Origin of the sequence: Kribbella sp. NPDC051620 (assembly GCF_044453825.1) — a bacterium.
GTDB lineage: Bacteria > Actinomycetota > Actinomycetes > Propionibacteriales > Kribbellaceae > Kribbella.
The window spans coordinates 363,446-384,279 of sequence record NZ_JBITDB010000006.1; the positions used below are offsets into that span (position 1 = coordinate 363,446).

Consider the following 20,834-nt stretch of genomic DNA (forward strand, 5'->3'; position numbering starts at 1 on the left):
CACTCTGCGTTACTGCTTTTGGTGCCGCTCCCGCCTAAAGAGTGGGGGCCGAGCGCAACTTCATCACAGTCGGTGAACGGGTGACAAGGCCGAGAATCGGGTGGGCCATTCGTCCTACCCCTGTCGGCCGAATGGCCTACAGACAGGGGCTATCCGGTAGGCAGGGTTGCTAGGAGGTGGAGGGCTACCTGGACGTTCAGCGCGTGGTCGGGGGTCAGCCAGCCTTGGCCTAGGAGGACTGTTACTCGGTCCAGGCGCTGCTGGACTGTGTTGGGGTGGACGTGGAGGGCCTCTGCGGCGCGGGTGGGGCTTTGGCCGGCCGCGAAGTACGCGCGGAGGGTGCCGATGAGGTCGGTGCCGCGCTGTGCGTCGTACTCGATGACTGCACCCAGTACGTGGTTCACGTGGGTGGCGACGTCGACCTGGGCGGCGCCGACGAGGCCTGCGAGGCCCAGGTCGTCAGGGGTGGCGGCCTGTCGGGTCCTGCCGAGGCGCAGCATCGTGGCGACGAGCCGGGCCGCCTCGCGGTGCCTGGTGATGACCTCACTCCCCCAGGCTGCAGGGCCGGTCACTGCGATGGTCACGCCGGTACGCCGGGCAACCTCGGTCAACTCCTGCGCCACCCTCACGGTGTCGGAGTCGGCGATGAGCAGGACGAGGTCCCCGGCGTACGGGCCTACGAGTGCGAGCCGTTCCTCCAGTGGAGCCGTCAAGCGGGCCAGTACTCCCGAGTGGTCGCCCCTGCAGACCGCCACGACCACCTGCTTCGGCAGCTCTTTCTTGCCCAGCAAGCGAAAGCGGTCGGCTAGTGCTCGCGGATCGGCGGTACCGCTCAACGTGTCGGCAAGGATGTCGGCCTGAGCCCGCCTCGACTGCTCAGCGGCCTGCCGGCGAAACAGCAGTACCAACGCCGTCACCACGGCCGCCCGCTCCACAATCCGCTGATCTGCTCCGGACAGCTCGTCGACACCCCCAATCACCAGCGCCCCCAGCCGCTCCCCCTTGGCAGTAGCGGCCACCACCCAGCAGTCGCCGGTCCGGGTCAGCCGCCCCGACGCCGGCGACTCGGCCCAAGGCATCGGCCGGCCTTTACCTGCTGCGGCTAGCGGTTGGGGGTCGACTTGGCCGGCCCGGGCGAGTTCGTTGCCGGTGGCATCGACCAGAACGACCCAGACCGCGAGTAGCTCGGCCAAAGCGGCGGCGATGGCATCCACGTCACCGCCGGACAGGACTATCTCGGCAAACCGGTCGTGCGCGGCCGCGGCATGCTCGACGCCTGCGTGAGCGGCCGACAGTTGATCGAGGGCGGCCGCGGTCTCTGCCGCGGCCCTGACCTGGACGAGTGTGACGGCGGCCAGCGTCGCGAGGGAGCCGAGGAGTGAGACCTCTTCGCGGCTGAACGGGCGGCGGGTGCGGTTGGAGGCGAACAGCACGCCGACGAACGCGCCGTCCACCAGCAGCGGAGTACCGAGGATCGCCACCAGGCCCTCCTCACCGACCGCGCTGTCGATCCGGGAGGTGTGCTTGAAGCGCTGGTCGCCGGGGTAGTCCGCTGTCCAGTACGGCTTGTGGGTCTTCGCGACCAGCCCGCCGAGTCCCGCACCGAGCGGCAACCGGAGTTGCTGGAAGGCGGCCGAGACGGACCCGTCGGTCGCCCGCATGAAGGTGTCGCCCTGCGCGGCGTCGTACAGGGTGAGGTACGCGACGTCGGTGCCGATCAGCGTGCGCGCACGGTGGACGATCGTGTCGAGGACCCGGCCGGGGTCGCGGGCGGAGGCGAGCTCGCGGGCGACGTCGACCAGCGCCGACAGCTCCGTCTCGCGTTTCTTGCTCGCGTCCATCCCGGCGCGGATCCGGAGCGCGAGGTCGCGGGCGGCCTGGTTCGTCCCAGCCGCCCGCGCGAGCTCGCTTCCCGGCGCGTCGTCCGCCAGCAGTCGCAGCAACTCCTCCATCAGCGGATCATGTCACCGCGGGGTCAGAGTGTGGTGAGATCGCGCTGCCGGGTCTCGCCGTAGCTGAGCACCGCGACGATCGAGATCACCGCGCAGACCGCGACGTACGCCGAGATGGCGAAGCCGGAGTCATAGGCCTTCAGCAGCGCGATCGCGATGAACGGCGCCAGCCCACCGGCGATGATCGAGGCCAGCTGGTAGCCGACCGAGACCCCGGAGTACCGGACCCTGGTACCGAACAGCTCGGTGAAGAAGGATGCCTGCGGCCCGTACATCGCGCCGTGCAGCACGAGCCCAATGGTGACCGCGAGGACCGCGAGCCCGAAGTTCTTCGTGTTGACCAGCGCGATGAAGACGAATCCCCAGATGCCGACCCCGATCGCTCCGAACAGGTAGACCGGCTTGCGCCCGACCCGGTCCGACAACGCGCCCCACAGCGGGATCGCGCAGAAGTGCACCGCGGCGGCGATCAGCACGGCGTTCAGCGCGAACGACTTGCCGAGCCCGAGATGCTCCTTGGCATACGTCGCGATCACGATGGTGAAGATGTAGTAGCTGACGTTCTCCGCCATCCGCGCGCCCATCGCGGTCAGCACCTCGCGCGGGTACTTCGTGATCACCTCGACGAACGGCAGCTTGTCGGCCGGCTCCTGCTTGGCCCGCGCCTCCCGGAACACCGGCGACTCCTCGATCCGCAGCCGCACCCACAGTCCGACCAGGACCAGTACCGCCGACAGCAGGAACGGGATCCGCCAGCCCCACTTGTCGAACGCCGCGTCGCTCTGGAAGGCCGCCAGTCCTGCCAGCACCCCGTTGGCGATCAGCTGCCCGGCCGGTGCGCCCGCCTGCGGCCAGGACGACCAGAACCCGCGCCGCTTGGGGTCACCGTGCTCCGACACGATCAGTACCGCGCCACCCCACTCGCCGCCGAGCGCGAAGCCCTGGATGAGCCGCAGGACGGTGAGCAGCACCGGCGCCAGTGCTCCCACCTGCGCGTACGTCGGGAGCAGGCCGATCGCGAACGTCGCCACGCCCATCATCACCAGTGACAGGACCAGCAGGTTCTTGCGGCCCAGCCGATCGCCGAAGTGACCGAAGACGACGCCCCCGATCGGCCGGGCGAAGAAGCCGACGGCGAAGGTGGCGAAACTGAGCAGGGTGCCGGTGAGCTGCTCGCCCTTGGGGAAGAACAGGTCGCCGAAGACGACGGACGCGGCGACGCCGTACAGGAAGAAGTCGTACCACTCGACCGTGGTGCCGATCAGGCTCGCGCCGACGACCCGCGCGATCGGAGTCCTGGTCCTGGTTGGTTCGGTTGATGTTGCCATTGGGCGGGCTCCTGTGTCCTGTGTTCGGGGTTGTTTGAGTGCTTGCGGTGTTCAGGTGCGTGCATCGCGGTGCTTGAGGGGCGTCCTCGATGCGGAGCATCGTGGATGCTCCTCAAGTGCCGCGAGGTGCGTGCCTGGGCGCCGCAAGCGCCAAAGAACCCCGGACACAGGACACCTGTTAGTGGGCGGTCCAGCCGCCGTCGAGGACGAGTGAGCTCCCCGTGAGCGAGGCCGACGCCGGTCCGCAGAGGAGTGCGACCAGCTCAGCTACCTCTTCCGGCTCGATCAGGCGCTTCACGGCGACTGGTTCGAGCAGGACCTTGTCGAGTACTTCGGCCTCGGTCAGGCCGTGTACGAGCGCCTGGTCGGCCAGTTGGGCGGTGACGAGCGGCGTACGGACGTACGCCGGATTGACGCAGTTGCTGGTGACGCCGTGCGGGGCGCCTTCGAGGGCGACCACCTTGCTGAGACCCTCGAGCCCGTGCTTGGCCGCGACGTACGCCGCCTTGAACGGGCTGCCCCGGAGGCCGTGCACGGAGGAGATGTTGACGATCCGGCCCCAGCCGCGGCCGTACATGTGCGGCAAGGTCTGCCGGATCAGGCGGAACGGGGACTCCAGCATCAGCCGCAGCAGGTAGCCGAAGCGCTCGGGCGGGAACTGCTCGACCGGCGCGACCTGCTGGACTCCGGCACTGTTCACCAGGATGTCGATGTCGGTCGGCAGGTCCTGGAGGCTGTCCAGGTCGGTCAGATCGGCGGTGATCGTCTCGATGCCGCCGGCGGCCAGCTCGCCGAGCGCTGCGGCGTCGTGGTCGACCGCTACGACCTGTACGCCGTCCGCGGCCAGCCGGTGGACGCAGGCGGCGCCGATGCCGGACGCGGCTCCGGTGACGAGGGCTCGACGGGTCTCCATGGCTGAGGACTCTAGAAATCCCCGCCGCCGCGCACTATGGCGTGACGTCACACAGTGGGCGGTTCGGTCATGGTGGCGCGCACCACCCAGCCACACCGTGACCTATCAAACCTGCTTGTGCTGATAGGACGATTTACAGTTGAACCATGGTCGACATCGAACAGCCGAAGAAGAAGGCCGCCGGCGTCCCCGCCGTGCTCTCGTCGTTCAAGTTCGGTTTCCGGGAGATGGGGCCGGCGCGGACCGGCAAGGTGTTCCTCAAGATGAACCAGGACGGCGGCTTCGACTGTCCGTCCTGTGCCTGGCCCGACCCGGACCACAAGCGCAAACACGCCGCCGAGTTCTGCGAGAACGGCGCCAAGGCGGTCGCCTGGGAGGCGACCCGGAAGCGAGTGCCGCGGTCCTTCTTCGCCGAGAACTCGATCGAGGATCTGGGCAGGATCTCCGAGTTCGAGCTGGGCAAGCTCGGCCGGATCACCGAGCCGATGCTGCTCCGGGCCGGCGCGACCCACTACGAGCCGGTCGGCTGGGACGAGGCGTTCCATGTGGTCGCCCGGCACCTCAAGGCCCTCGTCGACCCGAACGACGCCGTCTTCTACACCTCCGGCCGGACCAGCAACGAGGCCGCCTTCCTGTACCAGACCTTCGTCCGCGCGTACGGCACGAACAACCTGCCCGACTGCTCCAACATGTGCCACGAATCGTCCGGTACCGCGCTGGGCCGGGTGATCGGCAGCGGCAAGGGCGCGGTGACGCTGGAGATGCTCGAGGAGGCCGAGCTGATCGTCGTGGTCGGCCAGAACCCGGGCACCAACGCGCCGCGGATGCTCAGCCATCTGGAGATCGCGAAGAAGCGGGGCGCCGACATAGTTTCGGTGAACCCGTTGCCCGAGCCGGGGCTGATGAACTTCAAGAACCCGCAGCGGCCGTCCGGCTGGGTGGGCAAGGGCACGGCGCTGGCTGACCAGCACCTGCAGATCCGGATCGGTGGCGATCAGGCGCTGTTCCTTGCCGTCGGCCACTTGCTGCTGGAGGCCGAGGCGGCGGCGCCGGGCACCGTGCTGGACAAGTCGTTCATCGAGAGCCACACCAGCGGGTACGAGCTGTATGCGAAGCACAACTCGGAGCTGGACTGGGCGGCGGTCGAGCAGGCGACCGGGCTGACCCGGGCCGAGATCGAGGAGTTCACGCGCCGGTTCATCAAGTCGAAGGCGACCGTGATCTGCTGGGCGATGGGGCTGACCCAGCATCGCGAGGCGGTCGCGACGATCACCGAGATCGTGAACGTGCTGCTGCTGCAGGGGAATATCGGGAAGCCGGGCGCCGGGCCCTGCCCTGTTCGGGGGCATTCGAACGTACAGGGCGATCGGAGCATGGGCATCTGGGAGAAGATGCCGGACGCGTTCCTGGATCGGCTGGATCGTGAGTTCTCCTTCACGTCGCCGCGGGAGCACGGGATCGATGCGGCCGAGACCGTGCAACGGTTGCGCTCGGGTGCTGTCCGGGTGTTTTTTGCGATGGGCGGGAACTTCGCGTCGGCGACGCCGGACACCGAGGTTGTGGCTGAGGGGCTGCGGCGGTGTGACCTGACCGTGCATGTGTCGACGAAGCTGAATCGGTCGCACACGATCGTCGGGCGGGAGGCATTGATCCTGCCGACGCTGGGGCGGACCGATCGCGATCACACCGCGGCCGGGCCGCAGTCGGTGACGGTCGAGGACTCACAGGGCGCGGTGCATCTGTCGACCGGGAACTTGTTGCCTCCGGCACCTGAGTTGAAGTCGGAGGTGGCGATCATCTGCGGTATCGCCCAGCTCGTCGTGCCGGAGATCGGCGAGATTCCGTGGCGGGACTTCGCGGACGACTACAGCTTGATCCGGCAGCGGATCGGGCGGGTCTGCGATGGGTACGAGGACTTCGAGCAGCGGCTGCAGGCGACCGGTGGGTTCCTGCTCGCGCACGCGGCGCGGGACGAGCGGGTCTTCAAGACGTCGGACGCGCGGGCGCAGTTCAGCGCCAACGACCTCACCTGGCTGCCTACCGAGCCCGGCCGCCTGCTGCTGCAGACCATGCGCAGCCACGACCAGTTCAACACGACGATCTATGGGTTGGAGGATCGGTACCGCGGTGTGCACGGCACCCGAGAGGTCGTCTTCGTCAACCCCTCAGACCTGGCAACCCTCGGTCTGAGAGACGGCCAGACCGTCGACATCGTCAGCGAGTTCCGAGGCGTGGAGCGCCGCGCTTCGGGTTTCCGGGTGGTCTCCTACCCCACCGCCCGCGGCTGCGTAGCGGCGTACTATCCCGAAACCAACGTCCTGATGTCAGCCGACGACGTAGCCAAAGGCAGCAACACCCCAGTAGCCAAGGGCCTGACCGTCCGTTTGGAGCCCACCAGCTAAGCCTGCCAGTCGCCGATGTTGTGCCAGGTGTTCTGCAGGGTGAGGACTTCGTGCGGGATCCAGTCGGCGGCCAGTTCGTACGCGTCGCGCATCGCCTCGATGCCGCCGGCCTCGTTGAGGATCTCGCCGATCGCCCGGGCCCGGCGGTCTCCGGCGGTACCTTCCCGGAACGACGTCGCCTGCCCGAGCCCGACCAGTTCGCGGACCAGCGGCGGCAGATCTTCCAGCGGAGTACGCCGGGCCCGCCGGAGCTGCTCTTCCTTCTCGTTGTAGGCCCGCAGGTGCTTGAGGTCCCGGAGATCCTTCTTGCTCAGCCCCGGCCCACGCCGCCATCGCCCGAACATCCAGCCTCCTCGAATTGTCCGACCCGCTGACTAGCATCCCGCATCGTGAATGCTTCCCGCATCGAGCAACCTACCGATCTCGACACGGTCCGCGCCTCGTACGACCGTGTGGCAGACAACTACGTCGCGATGAACCTCGGCGACATCACGGCCTACCCGTGGCTCCGTACCGCGATCGACGGCTTCGCGGTCGCGGTACAGGACGTAGGCCCGGTACTGGACGTCGGCTGCGGCCCCGGTGACATCACCGCCTACCTGGCAGCTCGCGGCCTCGACATCTCCGGCGTCGACCTCTCGCCCCAGATGATCGCCAACGCCCGCCGCCGCCACCCCGACCTGACCTTCTCCGTCGCGTCAGCCACCGACCTGAACCTCCCTGACTCGTCCCTCGGCGGCATCGTCGCCTGGTGGTCCCTCTTCAACCTCCCCCGCCACGTCCTCCCCCAGGTACTGACCTCCTTGGCCCAAGCCCTGCTCCCCGGCGGCCACCTGATCCTCGGCACCCACGGCGGCGACACCGACCTCCACCGCACCGAGGCCTACGGCGGCATCCCCGTCACCTGGACCACCCACCTCTACCAACCAGAAACCCTCTGGCCCCTCCTGACCACAGCCGGCCTGACCCCAGTAGCCGACCTCCGCTTCCCCGAAAGCATCGCCGGCGTCCCCTCCCTGATCCTCATCGCCAAACGCGCTACCGAGAACTCCTGATCGTTTCGAGTCCGCCAGCGGGCTCGTGAACGACCGGGTGGCCGCTGGGAGCGGAGTCCCACCACGGATAGTTCGGGATGCGGCTGGCGAGGACTTCACGGTAGGACTCGGTGAATGCTCTGTGGACCGTGCCCACCACGTCGGCAGGGACGCGCTCGGGCCGCCAGCGCAGGACCCGGCGGAACTCCAGGGCCTGGTCGGCCAACGGGACGACGACGGTGCCTGGCAGCGGGCCGATGGTTGGCGCGCAAGTCGCGATTCCCCGGCCGGCGGCGATCAGTTGCGCGGCCTCGTGCTCGCCCAGTTCGTCGTACCGGAAGTTCGGGGTGAAGCCGGCCGCCTCGCAGGCCGCTCGCTGGGCGGCGATCGCGCCATCGCGTCTGCCCGCGGGCGGCACGATCCAGGTTTCGTCGCCGAGGTCGGCAAGGCTCACCTGCGACCGGCCGGCCAGTCGATGATCGGCGGCCATGATGATGAGTGCCGGTTCGGGGTCGACCATTTTCTGTTCGTGAACGCCGGGCGGGCAGGGTGGGGCGTAGGCCTCTTCGCAGACCATCAGCATGGCGATGTCGAGCACGTCGGCGGCGAGCAGATCCGTCAGCAGCCCGCCACACGGGTCGACCTGGGTCCGGATGTCGCGTCCCGCCAGTTCCTGCTCGAGCCGGGACAACCAACTGGCGAACATCACAGTGCTCACCGAGCCGAGCCGCAGCGGACTGGCCTCACCGACGTACTTGGAGCTGGTGTTGACCAGGTCGTCCAAGTCGGCCAGCAACGCCCGGGCCCGGACGACGACATGCTGGCCCAGGGGTGTCGCGACCACGCCGCGGATGTCGCGCTGGAACAGCTCTCCACCGATGGCCGACTCGATCCGGCGCAGCTGTGCGGTCAGCGAAGGCTGCGAGACCTGCAAGGACGCCGCGGCCTTGGAGATGCTGCCCGTGTCGGCCACCCGGCAGATCACTCGCAGGTGACGGAGATCCAGCTCCATAGGCGGCAGGTTATACCCCGATGGGATGTCTCTACAGGCGGCAACGGTGCAAATCTTTTTCCCACGCCGATTCATCGTTGCGCATGAACCGGCCACTTCGAACTGAATTGCGCGCTCCACCCACCGCCCAGCCCCAGTGAGGAACTGACATGCGTAGACCCCATCGGTATCGCCTGTCCATGGCCGTCGCGGCCACTGCCGTAGCAGCTCTGGCCGCCACCACCGCAGGCAGCGCTCTTGCCACCCAGGTATCCCCGGCTGCTGCGCGGCCGGTCGCCAACTCGGCGCCGTCGAAGCAAACGGTCGAGGCCGCGAAGGCCGTCATCACCGCGGCGATCGCTGCGGCCTTCGCGCACCCCGAGGCCACCGGAGTGGGCAAGGACGACAAGCTCACGGCCGTCGACGCACTGGTCGACCCGGACGGAAAGCAGCACGTCCGGTTCAGCCGTACCCACAAGGGACTCCCTGTGCTACGAGGCGATCTCGTCGTTCACCTCGACGCCAAGTCCGCCTGGATCGGCGTGACCCGTGCCTACAAGCGCGACCTCAAGGCCGGCATGGTCAACCCCAAGCTGACGGCGGGCCAGGCCAAGAAGAAGGCGGCCGCCGCGGGCAAGGGCACTGCCGCCGACGCGCAACTCGTCCTCAGCGCGGGCACATCGGGCGTCACGCTCGCCTACCAGGTACGGGTCGTGGGCAGCAGCAAGGAATCCCCGGTCCGCGAGGTCCTGATCAACGCCCTGACCGGCACTCTGATCAGCAACGCCGCCGTCAACGACTCGTTCATCACGCCCCAGGTCCAGGACAAGCTGCGCAAGCTCGCTGTCCCGGCCACCCCGAAGTCGGGCTTCACCACCGGCCGGTCCACCTCGGCCCTCGCCGCGCCCCAGGCCGCGGCCAGCTATCCGGCCGCCGCGGTCGGCTCCGGCACGTCGCTCTTCGCGGGTGTTGTCCCGCTCAACACCGTGCAGACCGCCGCGACCTCCTACCTCCTCAAGGACTCGACCCGCGGCAACACCCAGACCAGGACCGCACGCAACACCGGCACCAACGACTTCTCCACGGGCAGCAGCTTCACCTCCACGACCAACAAGTGGGGTCTCAGCGATCTCACCAAGCCTGCTGTGGACGCTCAGTACGGCATCACGAAGACCTTCGACTTCTACAAGTCCACCTTCGGCCGCAACGGCATCAAGAACGACGGCGCCGGCGCCCACGCGCTCGTCCACTACAGCCAGAACCTCGCCAACGCGTACTGGGACCCGGACTGCGACTGCATGCTGTACGGCGACGGTGACGGGGTCACCTTCACCAAGCCGCTCGTCGTACTCGATGTGACCGGCCATGAGCTCAGCCACGGCGTGGTCGCGGCCACGGCCGCCCTCGAGCCCACCCGGATCGACTGGCAGGGCAACCAGTTCGGCGAGCCGGGTGCGCTCAACGAGTCACTCGCGGACATCTTCGGCTCCGCCACCGAGTTCGCGACCAACAACCCGAACGTTCCGCCGAACTACCTGGTCGGCGAGCAGCTCGGCTTGGCGCAGAAGTTCCTGCGCCGGCTGGATCGCCCCTCGCTCGACAAGCTCGAAGGCGCCGTCGACTACTGGTCGAAGGCCGCGTTCGACACCGAGGTGCACGCCGGTTCCGGGATCTCCTCGCACGCGTACTACCTGCTCGCGGAGGGCAGCGGCGCAAAGACGATCGGTGGGGTGAACTACAACTCGCCGACCTACGACGGCTCCGTGGTCGCCGGTATCGGCCGTACCAAGGCCACGGCGATCTTCTACCGGGCCCTGACCCGGTACATGGTCTCAACCACCGACTTCCACGGCGCCCGGGTCGCCACGCTCCAGGCCGCCGCCGATCTCTACGGCGCGGCCGGCATCGAGTACCAGACGGTCAACAAAGCCTGGGCAGCAGTGAACGTGACCGCCGCCAACTAGCAGACGGCTCCCGGGGATCACCCGGGAGCCGTTGCAGGCACGATCGGTACTAGGTCGGTACTAGCAGGTCCTGATCTTGTAGACGGAGTTCCAGCCACCTTGGTGCTCCAGGATCGGCTGGATCGCTCCGGTGTTCGGACGGACGGTCTGCAACGTGTTCCCACTGGCACCGAGGATGGCGGTCGCCACGCCGCCGGTCTGATAGTCGAGCACCTCACTCCAGGCGCCATCGGTGTAGTCGTACCAGTTGCTCAGCGAGTAGGTGGTACAGGTGTAGAACTTGAACCGCCACCAGCCGGTGAACCGCTTGGCCGGATCGTTGGACTGCACGAAGGCGCAGAAGTACCCGCTAGAACACAACTCCAGCCCGACATGCCCGACCCAGGTCCGCTCGACAGCCGGCGAGGTCGACGGCTCCGCTACAGCCACCGCGTTGGCCACCGGCGCGACAGCCTGCGGCTCGCGGTCGGTCGCGGCCGCCGGGCTGACACCAGAAACAAGCAGTACAGCAACAGCCGATGCAGCCAGCAGCCCGGCGTACAGACGTTTGATCATGTCAGTTCTCTTCCTGAGGGGCGGATTTCCGAGCAATCGGACGGTAATCCACCCCCAGGCCATCCAAAACCCTTGAAATACAGACGGAAACCTCCGGCAGCAAGAAGTCCCGCTCACAGGTTTGTGGGCGGGACTTCTTGGGTGGTCGGGGTTAGCCGACCGGGGTCAGTTCTCGTTCGGGTTCGGGGGTGGGGGTGGTGGCGTGCTTGGCTTGTTTGCCGCGGAGCCACTTGGGCGCCCACCAGTTGGCGTCGCCGAGCAGCGTCATGATGGCGGGGAGTACTACCGCTCGGATGATGGTGGCGTCGATGAGGATTGCCACCGCCAGGCCTACGCCGAGCTGCTTCATGTCGAGGGTGCTGAGAGTGGCGAAGACTGCGAAGACGCCGATCATGACGGCGGCCGCGCTGGTCACCACGCCCGCGGAGCCGGTGATGCCCTCGGCAACAGCTTGCTTGGTGGGAACTCCCCGCAGTACAGCCTCGCGGATCCGGCTGACCACGAAGACGTGGTAGTCCATCGACAGACCGAAGAGGACTACGAAGAGGAACAGTGGCAGCCAGGAGACGACTGCTCCGTTGGAGCGGAAGTCGAGCAGGCCCTCGGCCCAGGTGTTCTGGAAGACCGCTGTCACCACTCCGTACGCCGCACCGGCGCTCAGCAGATTCAGACCGATAGCCGTGACCGCGACGACGACCGAGCGGAAGGTGACCATCATCACGATCATCGTCAGCAGCAGGACGAACCCGATCACCAGCGGGAGCTTCGCCCGGGTGTGGGCGGCGTAGTCGACATCAGCCGCCACGAACCCACCGACCGCGTACTCGACACCCGGCACCTTGCCGAAGGTCTGCGGCATGAGTTCCTTGCGCAGCTTGGTCAGCGAGTCACGCGCCTGCTGGCTGCCGCCCTCGTACGGAGTGGCCACCTCGAAGACCGTCACGCGACCGTCGGCGGAGACCTTCGGCTCCTCCAGTCCGTCCTGCGCGAACAGCTTGTCCGACTGCGTCCGCTTGATCAGGTCGGCGAACGCGGCCTTCACCGCCGGCTGCTGGTTGGCGGGAGCCCGTACCGCGACCTCGTGGCTCGTCCCCGTGCTCGGGAAGGCTGCGGTCAACCGGTCGTACGCCTTCATCACCGCGGTATCGCGCGGCAGATCCTCCGTACCAGGGAACTTCAGCGTCATGCCGAGCGCAGGTGAAGCCACCGCGAGCAGCGCGGTCACGCTGACCAGCAGCGTGGCGACCGGGTGCTTCAGGGCCGGCTTGAGCATGGTCGGCCAGAAGCGAGGCTGAGACTTGTTGGCCGTCAGGCGCCACAGCAGCGGGATGCGCGGGCGGTCGACCCAGCGGCCCAGCTTGGCGAGGATCGCGGGGAGCACGGTCAGCGAGCCGACCACTGCGACGGCGACCACGAGGATCGAGCCGACCGCGAAGGACGAGAAGACGGCGTCGCGGGCCAGGAAGAGTCCCGCCATCGAGATGATGACGGCGGTACCGGAGACAACGACCGCGTGCCCGGATGTTGCCGCCGCGATCTCGACCGCGTCGACGTGGCCGCGGCCCTTGGCGCGTTCCTCTCGTTCGCGGCGGAGGTAGAAGAGTGAGTAGTCGACGCCGACCGCCATACCGATCAGCAGGATGACGCTGTTGACCGCGTCGACGGCAGGTACGAGCTGCGATGCGGCCGCGGCCAATCCGATCGCGGCGGCGACGGCCGACAGCGCGAGCAGCAGCGGTACCGCGGCGGCGATCAGTGCGCCGAACGCGATCAGCAGGATGATCAGGGTCACCGGCAGGCTGAAGATCTCGGCGCGCTGGAAGTCCTTGCCGAGCGTCTCGTTCAGCGCCTTGTCGATGGACTCGCCACCGACCTCCTCGACCCGCAGACCCGGGAAGTCCTGCTGGACCTTGGCCGTCGTGTCGAGCAGCGGCTGGACCCGGTTGTCGTCGTCACCGTCCTTGAGCGTGACGCGGACGATCAGCGCGTCCTTGTTCGGCGACAGGGTGGGCTTGGCGACCTCCGCGACCCCACCGAGGGCGCGCATCCGCTCAGTCACCACGCCGGCGACCTTGTTGGCCTCAGCCTGGTCGAGCTGACCCGAGCGCGGCGTGATCAGCACGCTCTCGATGTCGTGGTCGGGGAAGTTGCCGGACTTGACGATGTTGTCGGCGCGGGTGACCTCGCCGATGTCACCCTCGTTGCTGGACTCCTTGGTCCCGGTCAGGTTGCCGAGCGCGAAACACGCCACGACTACGACCACCCACATGGCGATCGCGCGCCACGGATGGGTGGCACTCCAGCGTGCGGCCCGCACCGTGAGTTGTCCCCTGGAAGTGGACATGGTGGTTCCTACCCCTCTGCGCCCGCCTCTGGACGCACCCTCCCAGCCCGGCCCGACGCCGACTGCTGGCTACGCGTCTCAGCATTCGTTAAGGCAGGCACCCGCCACCATGCAGGAAGCCACCGACTCCACCCTGGTGCCAGCCCCACCCCACCCTGGGGCAAACCAGGCCCCGGTACTACGTGCGCCACTGGACCGCCTGACGGAACGTGCCGCCAACGACCACGGAGCGTGCAATCCCCGCGTACTACCCACCGCGAGAACTCCGGCGCACCCCGGCCGACCCCTGGGGGATCCCCCCGAGGCTCAGAACTCGTCGAGGTCCAGACTTCGTTCGCTCCTGGTCGCTCCTCCGCTGTTGCCTTCCGGGCATCGCCCCACCAGGCTTAGCTGGCCGACCGCCGTAGTGGTCGACGGCCGATGTGAGAGGACCTGGATGGGGATTTCCGAACGGCAGGCCATGACCGCTCTCTGCCGGGACCTTGCAGAACTCCGAACCGAACTTGCAAACCCGATTCACCCGCCGCGCCTACAGGCCGAGCTGGAAACGATCGTGAGCGCCGCTGCCGCCGGGAAACCAATAGCTCGAAGGCTGCGCGATCTACTGGATGCAGAGGCAGACGCCTATCGAGGCGTCGGTGCCTTCCCGGGACTCGGTCCTGGCCGGGCCGACGAGGAGGAGTTCTCGTGTCCGGTCGCCCGGTGCGACCTTCGCGGCTGGACTGAACCTGCTGGTCCGATACCTCGATGCCAGGTCACCCGCCAGGCAATGACACGGTCGAAGCCGGTCTGATGGGGCAGTTCTTCCAGGAACTTGCCAAGAAGCTGGCCGAGCGGTGGATCAGCCTGCTGACCATCCCCGGGTTGCTCTTCCTCAGTACGACGGCCATCGCGATCGCGGCTGGACGGCAAGGTTTCCTGGGGCACGGTCACGCGTTGGACGTCTCCCGGATCGCCTCGACGATCGGCGACGCGGCTGATCATTTCGGCCACTGGAGCGCGACCGCCCAAGGAGCAGCCCTCGTCGGGGTGCTGCTGACGAGCACAGGCGCAGGGCTCCTCGTTCAAGCGCTGACAGGGTCCACCCGCGCATTCTGGCTCGGGCAATGGCCGCGTGGCCTGAAGCGGCCGGCTGCACGCCTGATCCTCTCGCGACAAAAGCGATACACCCGCTTGCTGAGTCAGCGCCGCGAGCTCGAGACCCGCTTTCCGGCAGGCTCCCGGTCCTCCAAGAACCAGGACCGAATTGATCAGGCGGCGGGCCGGATCAACCGACTCGCCATGAGTAGCCCACAGCGCCCGACCTGGATGGGCGACCGTGTACAGGCAGTCGATCAGGTGGCCTTGAATCGTTATGGGCTGGACCTGCCGTTCAGTTGGCCACGGTTTCGTCTGGTTCTACCCGAATCAGTCTCCAGCATGCTCAATCAATCGCTCGGGCAGTTTGCCGTCGCGGTTCTGATCGGTGCCTGGGCAGCGCCGTACCTTGTCCTAGGCCTCTTCTGGTACCCGGCGCTGGTCGTCGGCTTCCTCATCGCGGCGGTCGGATGGGCTCGGGGAAGAGCTGCGATCGCCGACCTGGGCGACCTGACCGAAGCAGCGCTCGACTTGCACGGACGTACCCTGGCGATAGCACTCGGGGTCGGCGCGGACGATGCCGTCGGTCCGCTGACGCCGGATGAGGGACTGGAGATCACGCGCATCGTCCGCAAGGGTCGATGAGGCAGCGGCCGGCTAAGGGCCGGCATGAACGAATGCCGCCCAGAGATCCGGCCGCTCGGGATACTCGTCACGCAACTGCCGCGCGACCTTGTTGGCCACCGGACCGGCCAGCTGCGCGTCTGCCGACGTCTCGAAATTCGCATAAAAGGCCTGTGCCGCAACGGCCGCGGTCCGGTCCGGTACTGGCCAGAGAGTGGCAAGTACATGCCGGAAGCCCGCCAGCTGGAAAGCGGAGGCGAGGTGAATCGGCTCATCGGGGCTTCTGCTGGTCCGGGCTGTGGAACAGGCCGACAAGTAGGCGAGCTCGGCGGAGTCGAACCTCTCGCGATTCAGTTCCTGTACCGCGAGGATCTGGTCGGACAGAATCAGCCCGCTTCGGGATGGACTGATCGGATCCTCGACCGCATGACAGGCGAAATGCACCCAGGATGTCGCGCGGATCCCGGCAATCACAGCTGCCCGCGTCGCCATCTCGTCGACGAGCGGTTGCACACCGGGGAATCGGTCGGCAAGGGCTTGCGCCTCCAGCGCTGTGTGAACAAGCGGCTCGTGCCCTGCGGTCGCCGTCATCGCGACGGCGAGCTGCCGACGGCTTGCGGCCGGTGCCCGCCTTGTTGCCCTGGCCAACGATCTGATGGTCGGGGCGTACGACGAAACCACTTGATCCAAGGCGTCCCCGGCCGCGTGGAGGGGCAGCGACACCAGTTGCCCGATCGGGAGCCACCACACCCTCGGTGCATCCCGGCTCCCTGCCGCGTCGAGCCGAAGAGCAGCAAGTACCGGGCTGGTGACCGCGTCCGACAGCCACGAGAGCGTCTCCGCGACCACTCGTGGACGACGAAACCGAGCCGCCAGCGACTCGTCGGAGAAGGCAGCCGCCAGCGCCTTCGCGCGGACAGCCACCTCGTCCGCATCCAAGTCTGGCAACGGAACCGTGATCGGTTCCCGCCCCGCGTTGATCAGGATCGCGTCGCCTCTGCTGCTCGCTGGGTTGACGAGAACGATCGTGCCGGCGCCGGCTGCCTGCCGGAGTTCATGGAACTTCGGCTCGGCCAAGAAGCCTGCCGCGGTACGTCGGATCTCTCCGAGCAGTCGACCCGCCTCACTGTCCAACTCACGTCGGCCGGCGGCCGCTGCCAGCCGCGCATCAGCCGCTTGACCGGACGGGCCCGCAGCAGCTAACTGCTCACGTACCTGGAAGAACTGCCGCACCAGCTGCGGGTCGGCTCCAATCAGTTCATCAGCATCTGCCTGAAGGTCGAGTTTCGAGGACAGCAGCAGACCTCTGCCCAATTCGGCGAGCTCGACAGCGGCCGGAGCGCGATCCACGGCGAGCTCGGCAGCGACGGCCTCCGCGACGAAGACCTGCAACTGTTCGAGGCCGTACTCCCGATCGGCGGTCTCCATCCACCCCGGCGCCACTTGCGGCAATATCTGGATGGACTGGCGGAACAGCTCGGCCGCTTTGTCGACCGCGCCGAAGAGTTGCGCAACCATCGCGACGCGGCCGATCGCGAGGGCTCGGGCCAAGGGTGTGGCGCCGGGCAGCGAGCCGACCGCACTGACCAGCCGGGTCAGTATCTCCGGCGTGATCTCGCCCCCGCTCTCCAGCACAGACTCGTACGTTTGCGCCAGGTTGGACAGCAAGGTCGCGAAATCCGGCCGATCCTCCGCCGCCGAGTCGACTACTTCACGCAGGCAACCGACAGCACCCTCGAGGTCAGCGGGATCCTCATCTTCCCGATAGCGGAGGTGGAGGGCGACGCCCAGCGCGGTCATCGCACTGACTCGGAGGTCGAGGTTCGGCGCTCCGGCGTCGACGGCGGCCTGGGCACGATCGACTGCGGAGGTGAGGTCGGCACGATCCTCGGTGACCAGAAAGCTGGCCCGATGGTAGTTCGAGAGGTTCGTCAGATAGCCGATTCTCTCGATCACGGAGGAGGTCGTGTCGGCCGCGGTGGCTGTGTGTTCGATCGCCTCGGCCAGGTCGGCCGGTGACTGGAGCCGGTCGAACCGAAGTTTCAAGGCGATCCCGAGATCGGCCTGAAAGCCGTCGTCGTCCGGCTCCGCGTCCACTGCAGACCGCCCGTGAGAGATGGCCGCCTCGAGATCCGCGAGCTCCCAGTTCGTCACGTACCGCAGCTGGTGCGCAGTTCCCAGACCTGCCAGCAAGTCACCCCTGTACTCGGCGTCCTCAGGCGGAGCAGCGGCCAGCGCTTCCTCACCCAGCCGAATGGCCATGTCGATGTCAGCCGCGACACCGCGGTGGTCGAATCTCGTCCGGTAGGCGACGCTGAGATTGGACAGGAATCCGCTGCGATGTTCGTCCGCGATCGATGCTCCGGCCCGAAGGGTCTCGGCGACATCGATCGCGGCAGTCAGATCGTCCAGCCTGCCGTGGTGATAGAAGCGGCTCAGGTACGCCGCACTGAGGTCAGCCTGGTAGCCGGCTCTCGCTGCCGTCGAAACGGCCCCTCTTGCAGCGGAGCCGAGCAGGCTGACCGCGAGATCGAGAGCATCCGAATCGTCGACTTCCTGGCAGTACGTCAGCAGGCTGCCACCTGCGTCTGCCTGGTCTTGGGGCGTGCTGGACCGGCCGATCACGCTCCGCAGCTCGACCGGAACCAGGTCAGGGGATAAGTCCGCAACGGGTGTGAGCAGGTGCAACGCGGCAGCGTAGTCAGCCCAGCTGTCATCTTCCGGAAGGGCGGCAGACCGCAGGTAGTACAGCCGGCCCGCGACGGCGCTGGCCGCGATCCAAGGATCCGAGCCTGATTGCAGCGACTCCAGTTCGGCCCGCAGTCGGAGCAGATGCGTCGGCACTTCCTCGGCGAGGACGATCGCCGTGTCGGCGGTCCGGTCGAAGTCGACGAGTCGGCGGCGCGCCCAGGTCACTGCAGATTCCGTCATGGTCCCCCACCGATCGAGCGGGAGACCACAACACCACAGATGCGACGCCCAGTGAACGGCTCCTGGTCAGAAGTCTTCGAGGTCGAGGGTGGAGGCGGCGGAGATGCCTTCCAGGTAGCCTTCGGCGCGCTCGGATTTGGGGTAGCGGTGGACCAGGCCCCAGAACGCTGCGTTGTGGGACGGCTCCACCAGGTGAGCGAGCTCGTGGACCAGGACGTAGTCCACGACCCAGGCCGGCATGGACTGCAAACGGGTCGACAACCGGATCGAACGGTCGGCCGGAGTGCAGGATCCCCAGCGTCGATTCTGGTTCGAAACCCACCTCACCGACGCAGGTTCGGGCACTTCTGGGAGGTGGCGACACGCGAGATCGTGTGCTCTGGCCAACAATTTTTCGTCCGACACGCGGGATTTGCTGCGCTGCTTCTCGAGCCGCTGGAGCATGGTTTCGACCCAGCGCGCCTCCTCGGCGGCGGACAGCCGATCGGGCATCAGCACGATCACCCGCTCACCGTCCCGGTAGGCGCTGACGGTCCGCTTGCGCCGCTTGCTGCGGCGGATGTCCACGTACGGCGGGATCGGGCGCGGTGGAGAGTCGGCCATGCCTCAGACCGTACCGCCTGAATCCCCCAACTTTCTTCCGTCCACATCCTGTGCATGGACGTTTCCGCAGGTCAGACGCCTGTTTGCGAATCGGTGGACGCCGGTTGTTTACACCCTGTTCCCCCACTCGTCCACAGTGTCGCCCGGCGCGCCCCACAGCTTGCCCACAGGTTTATCCACAGGGGTGGACAACCCGGACTTGTCAGCGCGGCCGGTACCTCCTAGCGTCAGGTCCAGCAGGCTCCCGGACCGCCTCCGGGGCCACTCGGAGGGGAAGCCGAGTGGCTCCGGTGGCGGACCCCCGGGAGCCTGTTCCGCGTTCGGCCAGGACCACGGAAAGCGATTTCCAGGCGGCGCGCGGAGCGGGAGTTGGGCTTGAGTCACTCTCAGCCTGCCGTAGGGTGAATCCCGATTGGGCCGAACGGCCTACGGCAGGACGGTCTGCCGAAAGCATCCACGACGGCCGGGCAAAGCCTCGGCTGGTATCAAGCAAGGAGAGGGCCCTCATGGCAGAGACCTGGAGCGGCGAGTTCTACTGCGTCAAGTGCAAGGCCAAGCGCACCGCCGACGGCGAGGTCAAGGTCAACGACAAGGGCACGCGCATGGCCAAGGCCAAGTGCCCCGAGTGCGGTACGAACCTGAACCGGATCCTCGGCAAGGCCTGACGCACCAAGTCGTGGGGGCGGCGGTGCGACCTTCGGGTCCACCTCCGCCCCTCCGTCGTTAAGCAACCTTCACGTGCTGTGACCCAACTCGCGGTGCCCCGGCCGGGGCTTCGCTTGGGTGACCGGACAGAATGGGGAGCGTGTCCGACCTCCCCCGCAAGGCCCTCAGCCGCACCGCCAAGCTGGCCAGCCTGCCGCTCGGTGCCGCCGGGCGCGCAACCGTCGGGCTGGGCAAGCGGATCGGCGGTGCGCCGGCCGAGACGGTGATGGCCGAGTTCCAGCGCCGGACCGCCGACCAGTTGTTCTCCGTCCTGGGTGAGCTCAAGGGCGGTGCGATGAAGTTCGGGCAGATGCTGAGCCTGATGGAGTCGGCGATGCCGGAGGAGTTCGCGGCGCCGTACCGGGCCACGCTGACCAAGCTCCAGGACTCGGCGCCACCGATGCCGGCCTCGACCGTGCACACGATCCTTTCCCGCGAGCTGGGCAAGCGCTGGCGGGACCGGTTCCAGGAGTTCGACGACCTGCCCGCGGCCGCCGCGTCGATCGGCCAGGTGCATCGCGGCATCCTCAAGGACGGCCGTGAGGTCGCGATCAAACTCCAGTACCCGGGTGCCGCCGAGGCGTTGCGCGCGGACCTCAAGCAGCTCGGCCGCTTCGCCCGGACCTTCGGTGCCTTGGTCCCGGGTGTCGACATGAAACCGCTCGTCGCGGAGCTGCAGGAGCGGATCGGCGAGGAGCTCGACTACGACCGCGAGGCGCAGGCGCAGCAGCAGTACGCCGACGCCTTCAAGGACCATGACGAGTTCGTCGTGCCGCGCGTCATCAAGCACTCCCCCACGGTCATCGTGTCCGAGTGGATCGAGGGCAAGCCGCTGTCGAAGGTGATCACCGAGGGTACGAAACAAGAGCGGGACGAGATCGGGCTCAAGTACGTCCGGTTCATGTTCAGCGGCCCCCGACTGGCCGGGCTGCTGCACTCCGACCCGCACCCCGGCAACTTCCGGGTGATGGCCGACGGGCGGCTCGGGGTGGTCGACTTCGGCCTCTGCGCGCGGCTGCCTGACGGGCTGCCGCCTGCCATCGGGCGACTGCTGCGCATCTCGCTGGAGGGCGACGGCAACGCCGTACTGGAGGGGTTGCGCGCGGAGGGTTTCATCAAGCCGCGGATGGACATCGACCCGGCACAGCTGATGGACTACCTGGCGCCGTTCGCCGAGCCGGCCCGCGAGGAGTACTTCCACTTCAACCGGGCGTGGATGCGAGCGCAGGCGAACCGGACCAGCGACTTCCGCTCGCCGAACGCGTCGATGGCACTCAAGATCAACCTGCCGCCGTCGTACCTGCTGATCCACCGGGTCTGGATCGGCGGCATCGCCGTCCTGTCCCAGCTGGACACCGAGGCGCCCTTCCGGTCGGTGCTCGAGGAGTTCCTCCCCGGCTTCACCGACTAG

At 67.5% G+C, this 20,834-nt stretch carries 15 protein-coding genes; 6 read left to right on the forward strand and 9 right to left on the reverse strand.

Going from position 1 to position 20,834, the window contains the following annotated elements:
* Positions 1–149: 149 nt before the first annotated feature.
* From ACIA12_RS31335 to ACIA12_RS31345, 3 genes are all read right to left on the reverse strand, one after another.
* The gene (locus ACIA12_RS31335) at positions 150–1,952 is read right to left on the reverse strand and encodes a helix-turn-helix domain-containing protein (protein WP_396370796.1); all 1,803 of its coding nucleotides are present in this window, start codon (positions 1,950–1,952) and stop codon (positions 150–152) included.
* 23 nt (positions 1,953–1,975) lie between these two features.
* On the reverse strand, positions 1,976–3,280 hold the full coding sequence (locus ACIA12_RS31340; protein ID WP_396370798.1) for an MFS transporter: 1,305 nt from the start codon (positions 3,278–3,280) through the stop codon (positions 1,976–1,978).
* A gap of 178 nt (positions 3,281–3,458) precedes the next feature.
* Complete coding sequence (locus ACIA12_RS31345; RefSeq protein ID WP_396370799.1) at positions 3,459–4,193, reverse strand: SDR family NAD(P)-dependent oxidoreductase; 735 nt, start codon at positions 4,191–4,193, stop codon at positions 3,459–3,461.
* A gap of 146 nt (positions 4,194–4,339) precedes the next feature.
* Between ACIA12_RS31345 and ACIA12_RS31350 the strand changes: the two genes are divergently transcribed.
* On the forward strand, positions 4,340–6,595 hold the full coding sequence (locus tag ACIA12_RS31350) for an FdhF/YdeP family oxidoreductase (protein WP_396370801.1): 2,256 nt from the start codon (positions 4,340–4,342) through the stop codon (positions 6,593–6,595).
* On the opposite strand, the gene ACIA12_RS31355 is transcribed toward ACIA12_RS31350, so the two are convergent.
* Positions 6,592–6,939 (reverse strand): hypothetical protein, encoded by a 348-nt coding sequence (locus tag ACIA12_RS31355; RefSeq protein WP_396370803.1) that lies wholly within the window; start codon positions 6,937–6,939, stop codon positions 6,592–6,594. The genes ACIA12_RS31350 and ACIA12_RS31355 overlap by 4 nt on opposite strands.
* Positions 6,940–6,984: 45 nt before the next feature.
* Here ACIA12_RS31355 and ACIA12_RS31360 point away from each other — a divergent pair, with 45 nt between their 5' ends.
* Positions 6,985–7,650 carry a class I SAM-dependent methyltransferase gene (locus ACIA12_RS31360; protein WP_396370804.1) on the forward strand — a complete coding sequence of 222 codons (666 nt, stop codon included), beginning with the start codon at positions 6,985–6,987 and terminating at the stop codon, positions 7,648–7,650.
* Here the strand turns inward: ACIA12_RS31360 and ACIA12_RS31365 are convergent.
* Positions 7,634–8,641: a LysR family transcriptional regulator gene (locus ACIA12_RS31365; RefSeq protein WP_396370805.1), complete on the reverse strand. Its 1,008-nt coding sequence runs from the start codon at positions 8,639–8,641 to the stop codon at positions 7,634–7,636. The two genes, ACIA12_RS31360 and ACIA12_RS31365, sit on opposite strands and share 17 nt — an antisense overlap.
* 149 nt (positions 8,642–8,790) lie before the next feature.
* Here ACIA12_RS31365 and ACIA12_RS31370 point away from each other — a divergent pair, with 149 nt between their 5' ends.
* The gene (locus ACIA12_RS31370; protein ID WP_396370806.1) at positions 8,791–10,584 is read left to right on the forward strand and encodes a M4 family metallopeptidase; all 1,794 of its coding nucleotides are present in this window, start codon (positions 8,791–8,793) and stop codon (positions 10,582–10,584) included.
* Between the two features lie 60 nt (positions 10,585–10,644).
* Here ACIA12_RS31370 and ACIA12_RS31375 read toward each other — a convergent pair whose 3' ends face one another.
* Together ACIA12_RS31375 and ACIA12_RS31380 are read right to left on the reverse strand one after the other, a co-directional pair.
* Positions 10,645–11,139, reverse strand: coding sequence for a hypothetical protein (locus tag ACIA12_RS31375; protein ID WP_396370807.1), 495 nt, complete (start codon positions 11,137–11,139; stop codon positions 10,645–10,647).
* Positions 11,140–11,290: 151 nt separating this feature from the next.
* Positions 11,291–13,483, reverse strand: coding sequence for an MMPL family transporter (locus tag ACIA12_RS31380; protein ID WP_396370808.1), 2,193 nt, complete (start codon positions 13,481–13,483; stop codon positions 11,291–11,293).
* A 747-nt stretch (positions 13,484–14,230) separates the two neighbouring features.
* Between ACIA12_RS31380 and ACIA12_RS31385 the strand changes: the two genes are divergently transcribed.
* A complete protein-coding gene (locus ACIA12_RS31385) occupies positions 14,231–15,205 on the forward strand; it encodes a hypothetical protein (protein ID WP_396370809.1) in 975 nt (324 codons plus the stop codon).
* 12 nt (positions 15,206–15,217) lie between these two features.
* Here ACIA12_RS31385 and ACIA12_RS31390 read toward each other — a convergent pair whose 3' ends face one another.
* Positions 15,218–18,115: a CHAT domain-containing protein gene (locus ACIA12_RS31390; protein WP_396370810.1), complete on the reverse strand. Its 2,898-nt coding sequence runs from the start codon at positions 18,113–18,115 to the stop codon at positions 15,218–15,220.
* Positions 18,116–18,181: 66 nt separating this feature from the next.
* Complete coding sequence (locus tag ACIA12_RS31395; protein ID WP_396370811.1) at positions 18,182–18,718, reverse strand: YgjP-like metallopeptidase domain-containing protein; 537 nt, start codon at positions 18,716–18,718, stop codon at positions 18,182–18,184.
* Positions 18,719–19,224: 506 nt separating this feature from the next.
* Between ACIA12_RS31395 and ACIA12_RS31400 the strand changes: the two genes are divergently transcribed.
* Both ACIA12_RS31400 and ACIA12_RS31405 read left to right on the forward strand, forming a co-directional pair.
* Complete coding sequence (locus tag ACIA12_RS31400; protein ID WP_012922897.1) at positions 19,225–19,383, forward strand: DUF5679 domain-containing protein; 159 nt, start codon at positions 19,225–19,227, stop codon at positions 19,381–19,383.
* Positions 19,384–19,514: 131 nt separating this feature from the next.
* Complete coding sequence (locus ACIA12_RS31405; protein ID WP_396370812.1) at positions 19,515–20,834, forward strand: ABC1 kinase family protein; 1,320 nt, start codon at positions 19,515–19,517, stop codon at positions 20,832–20,834.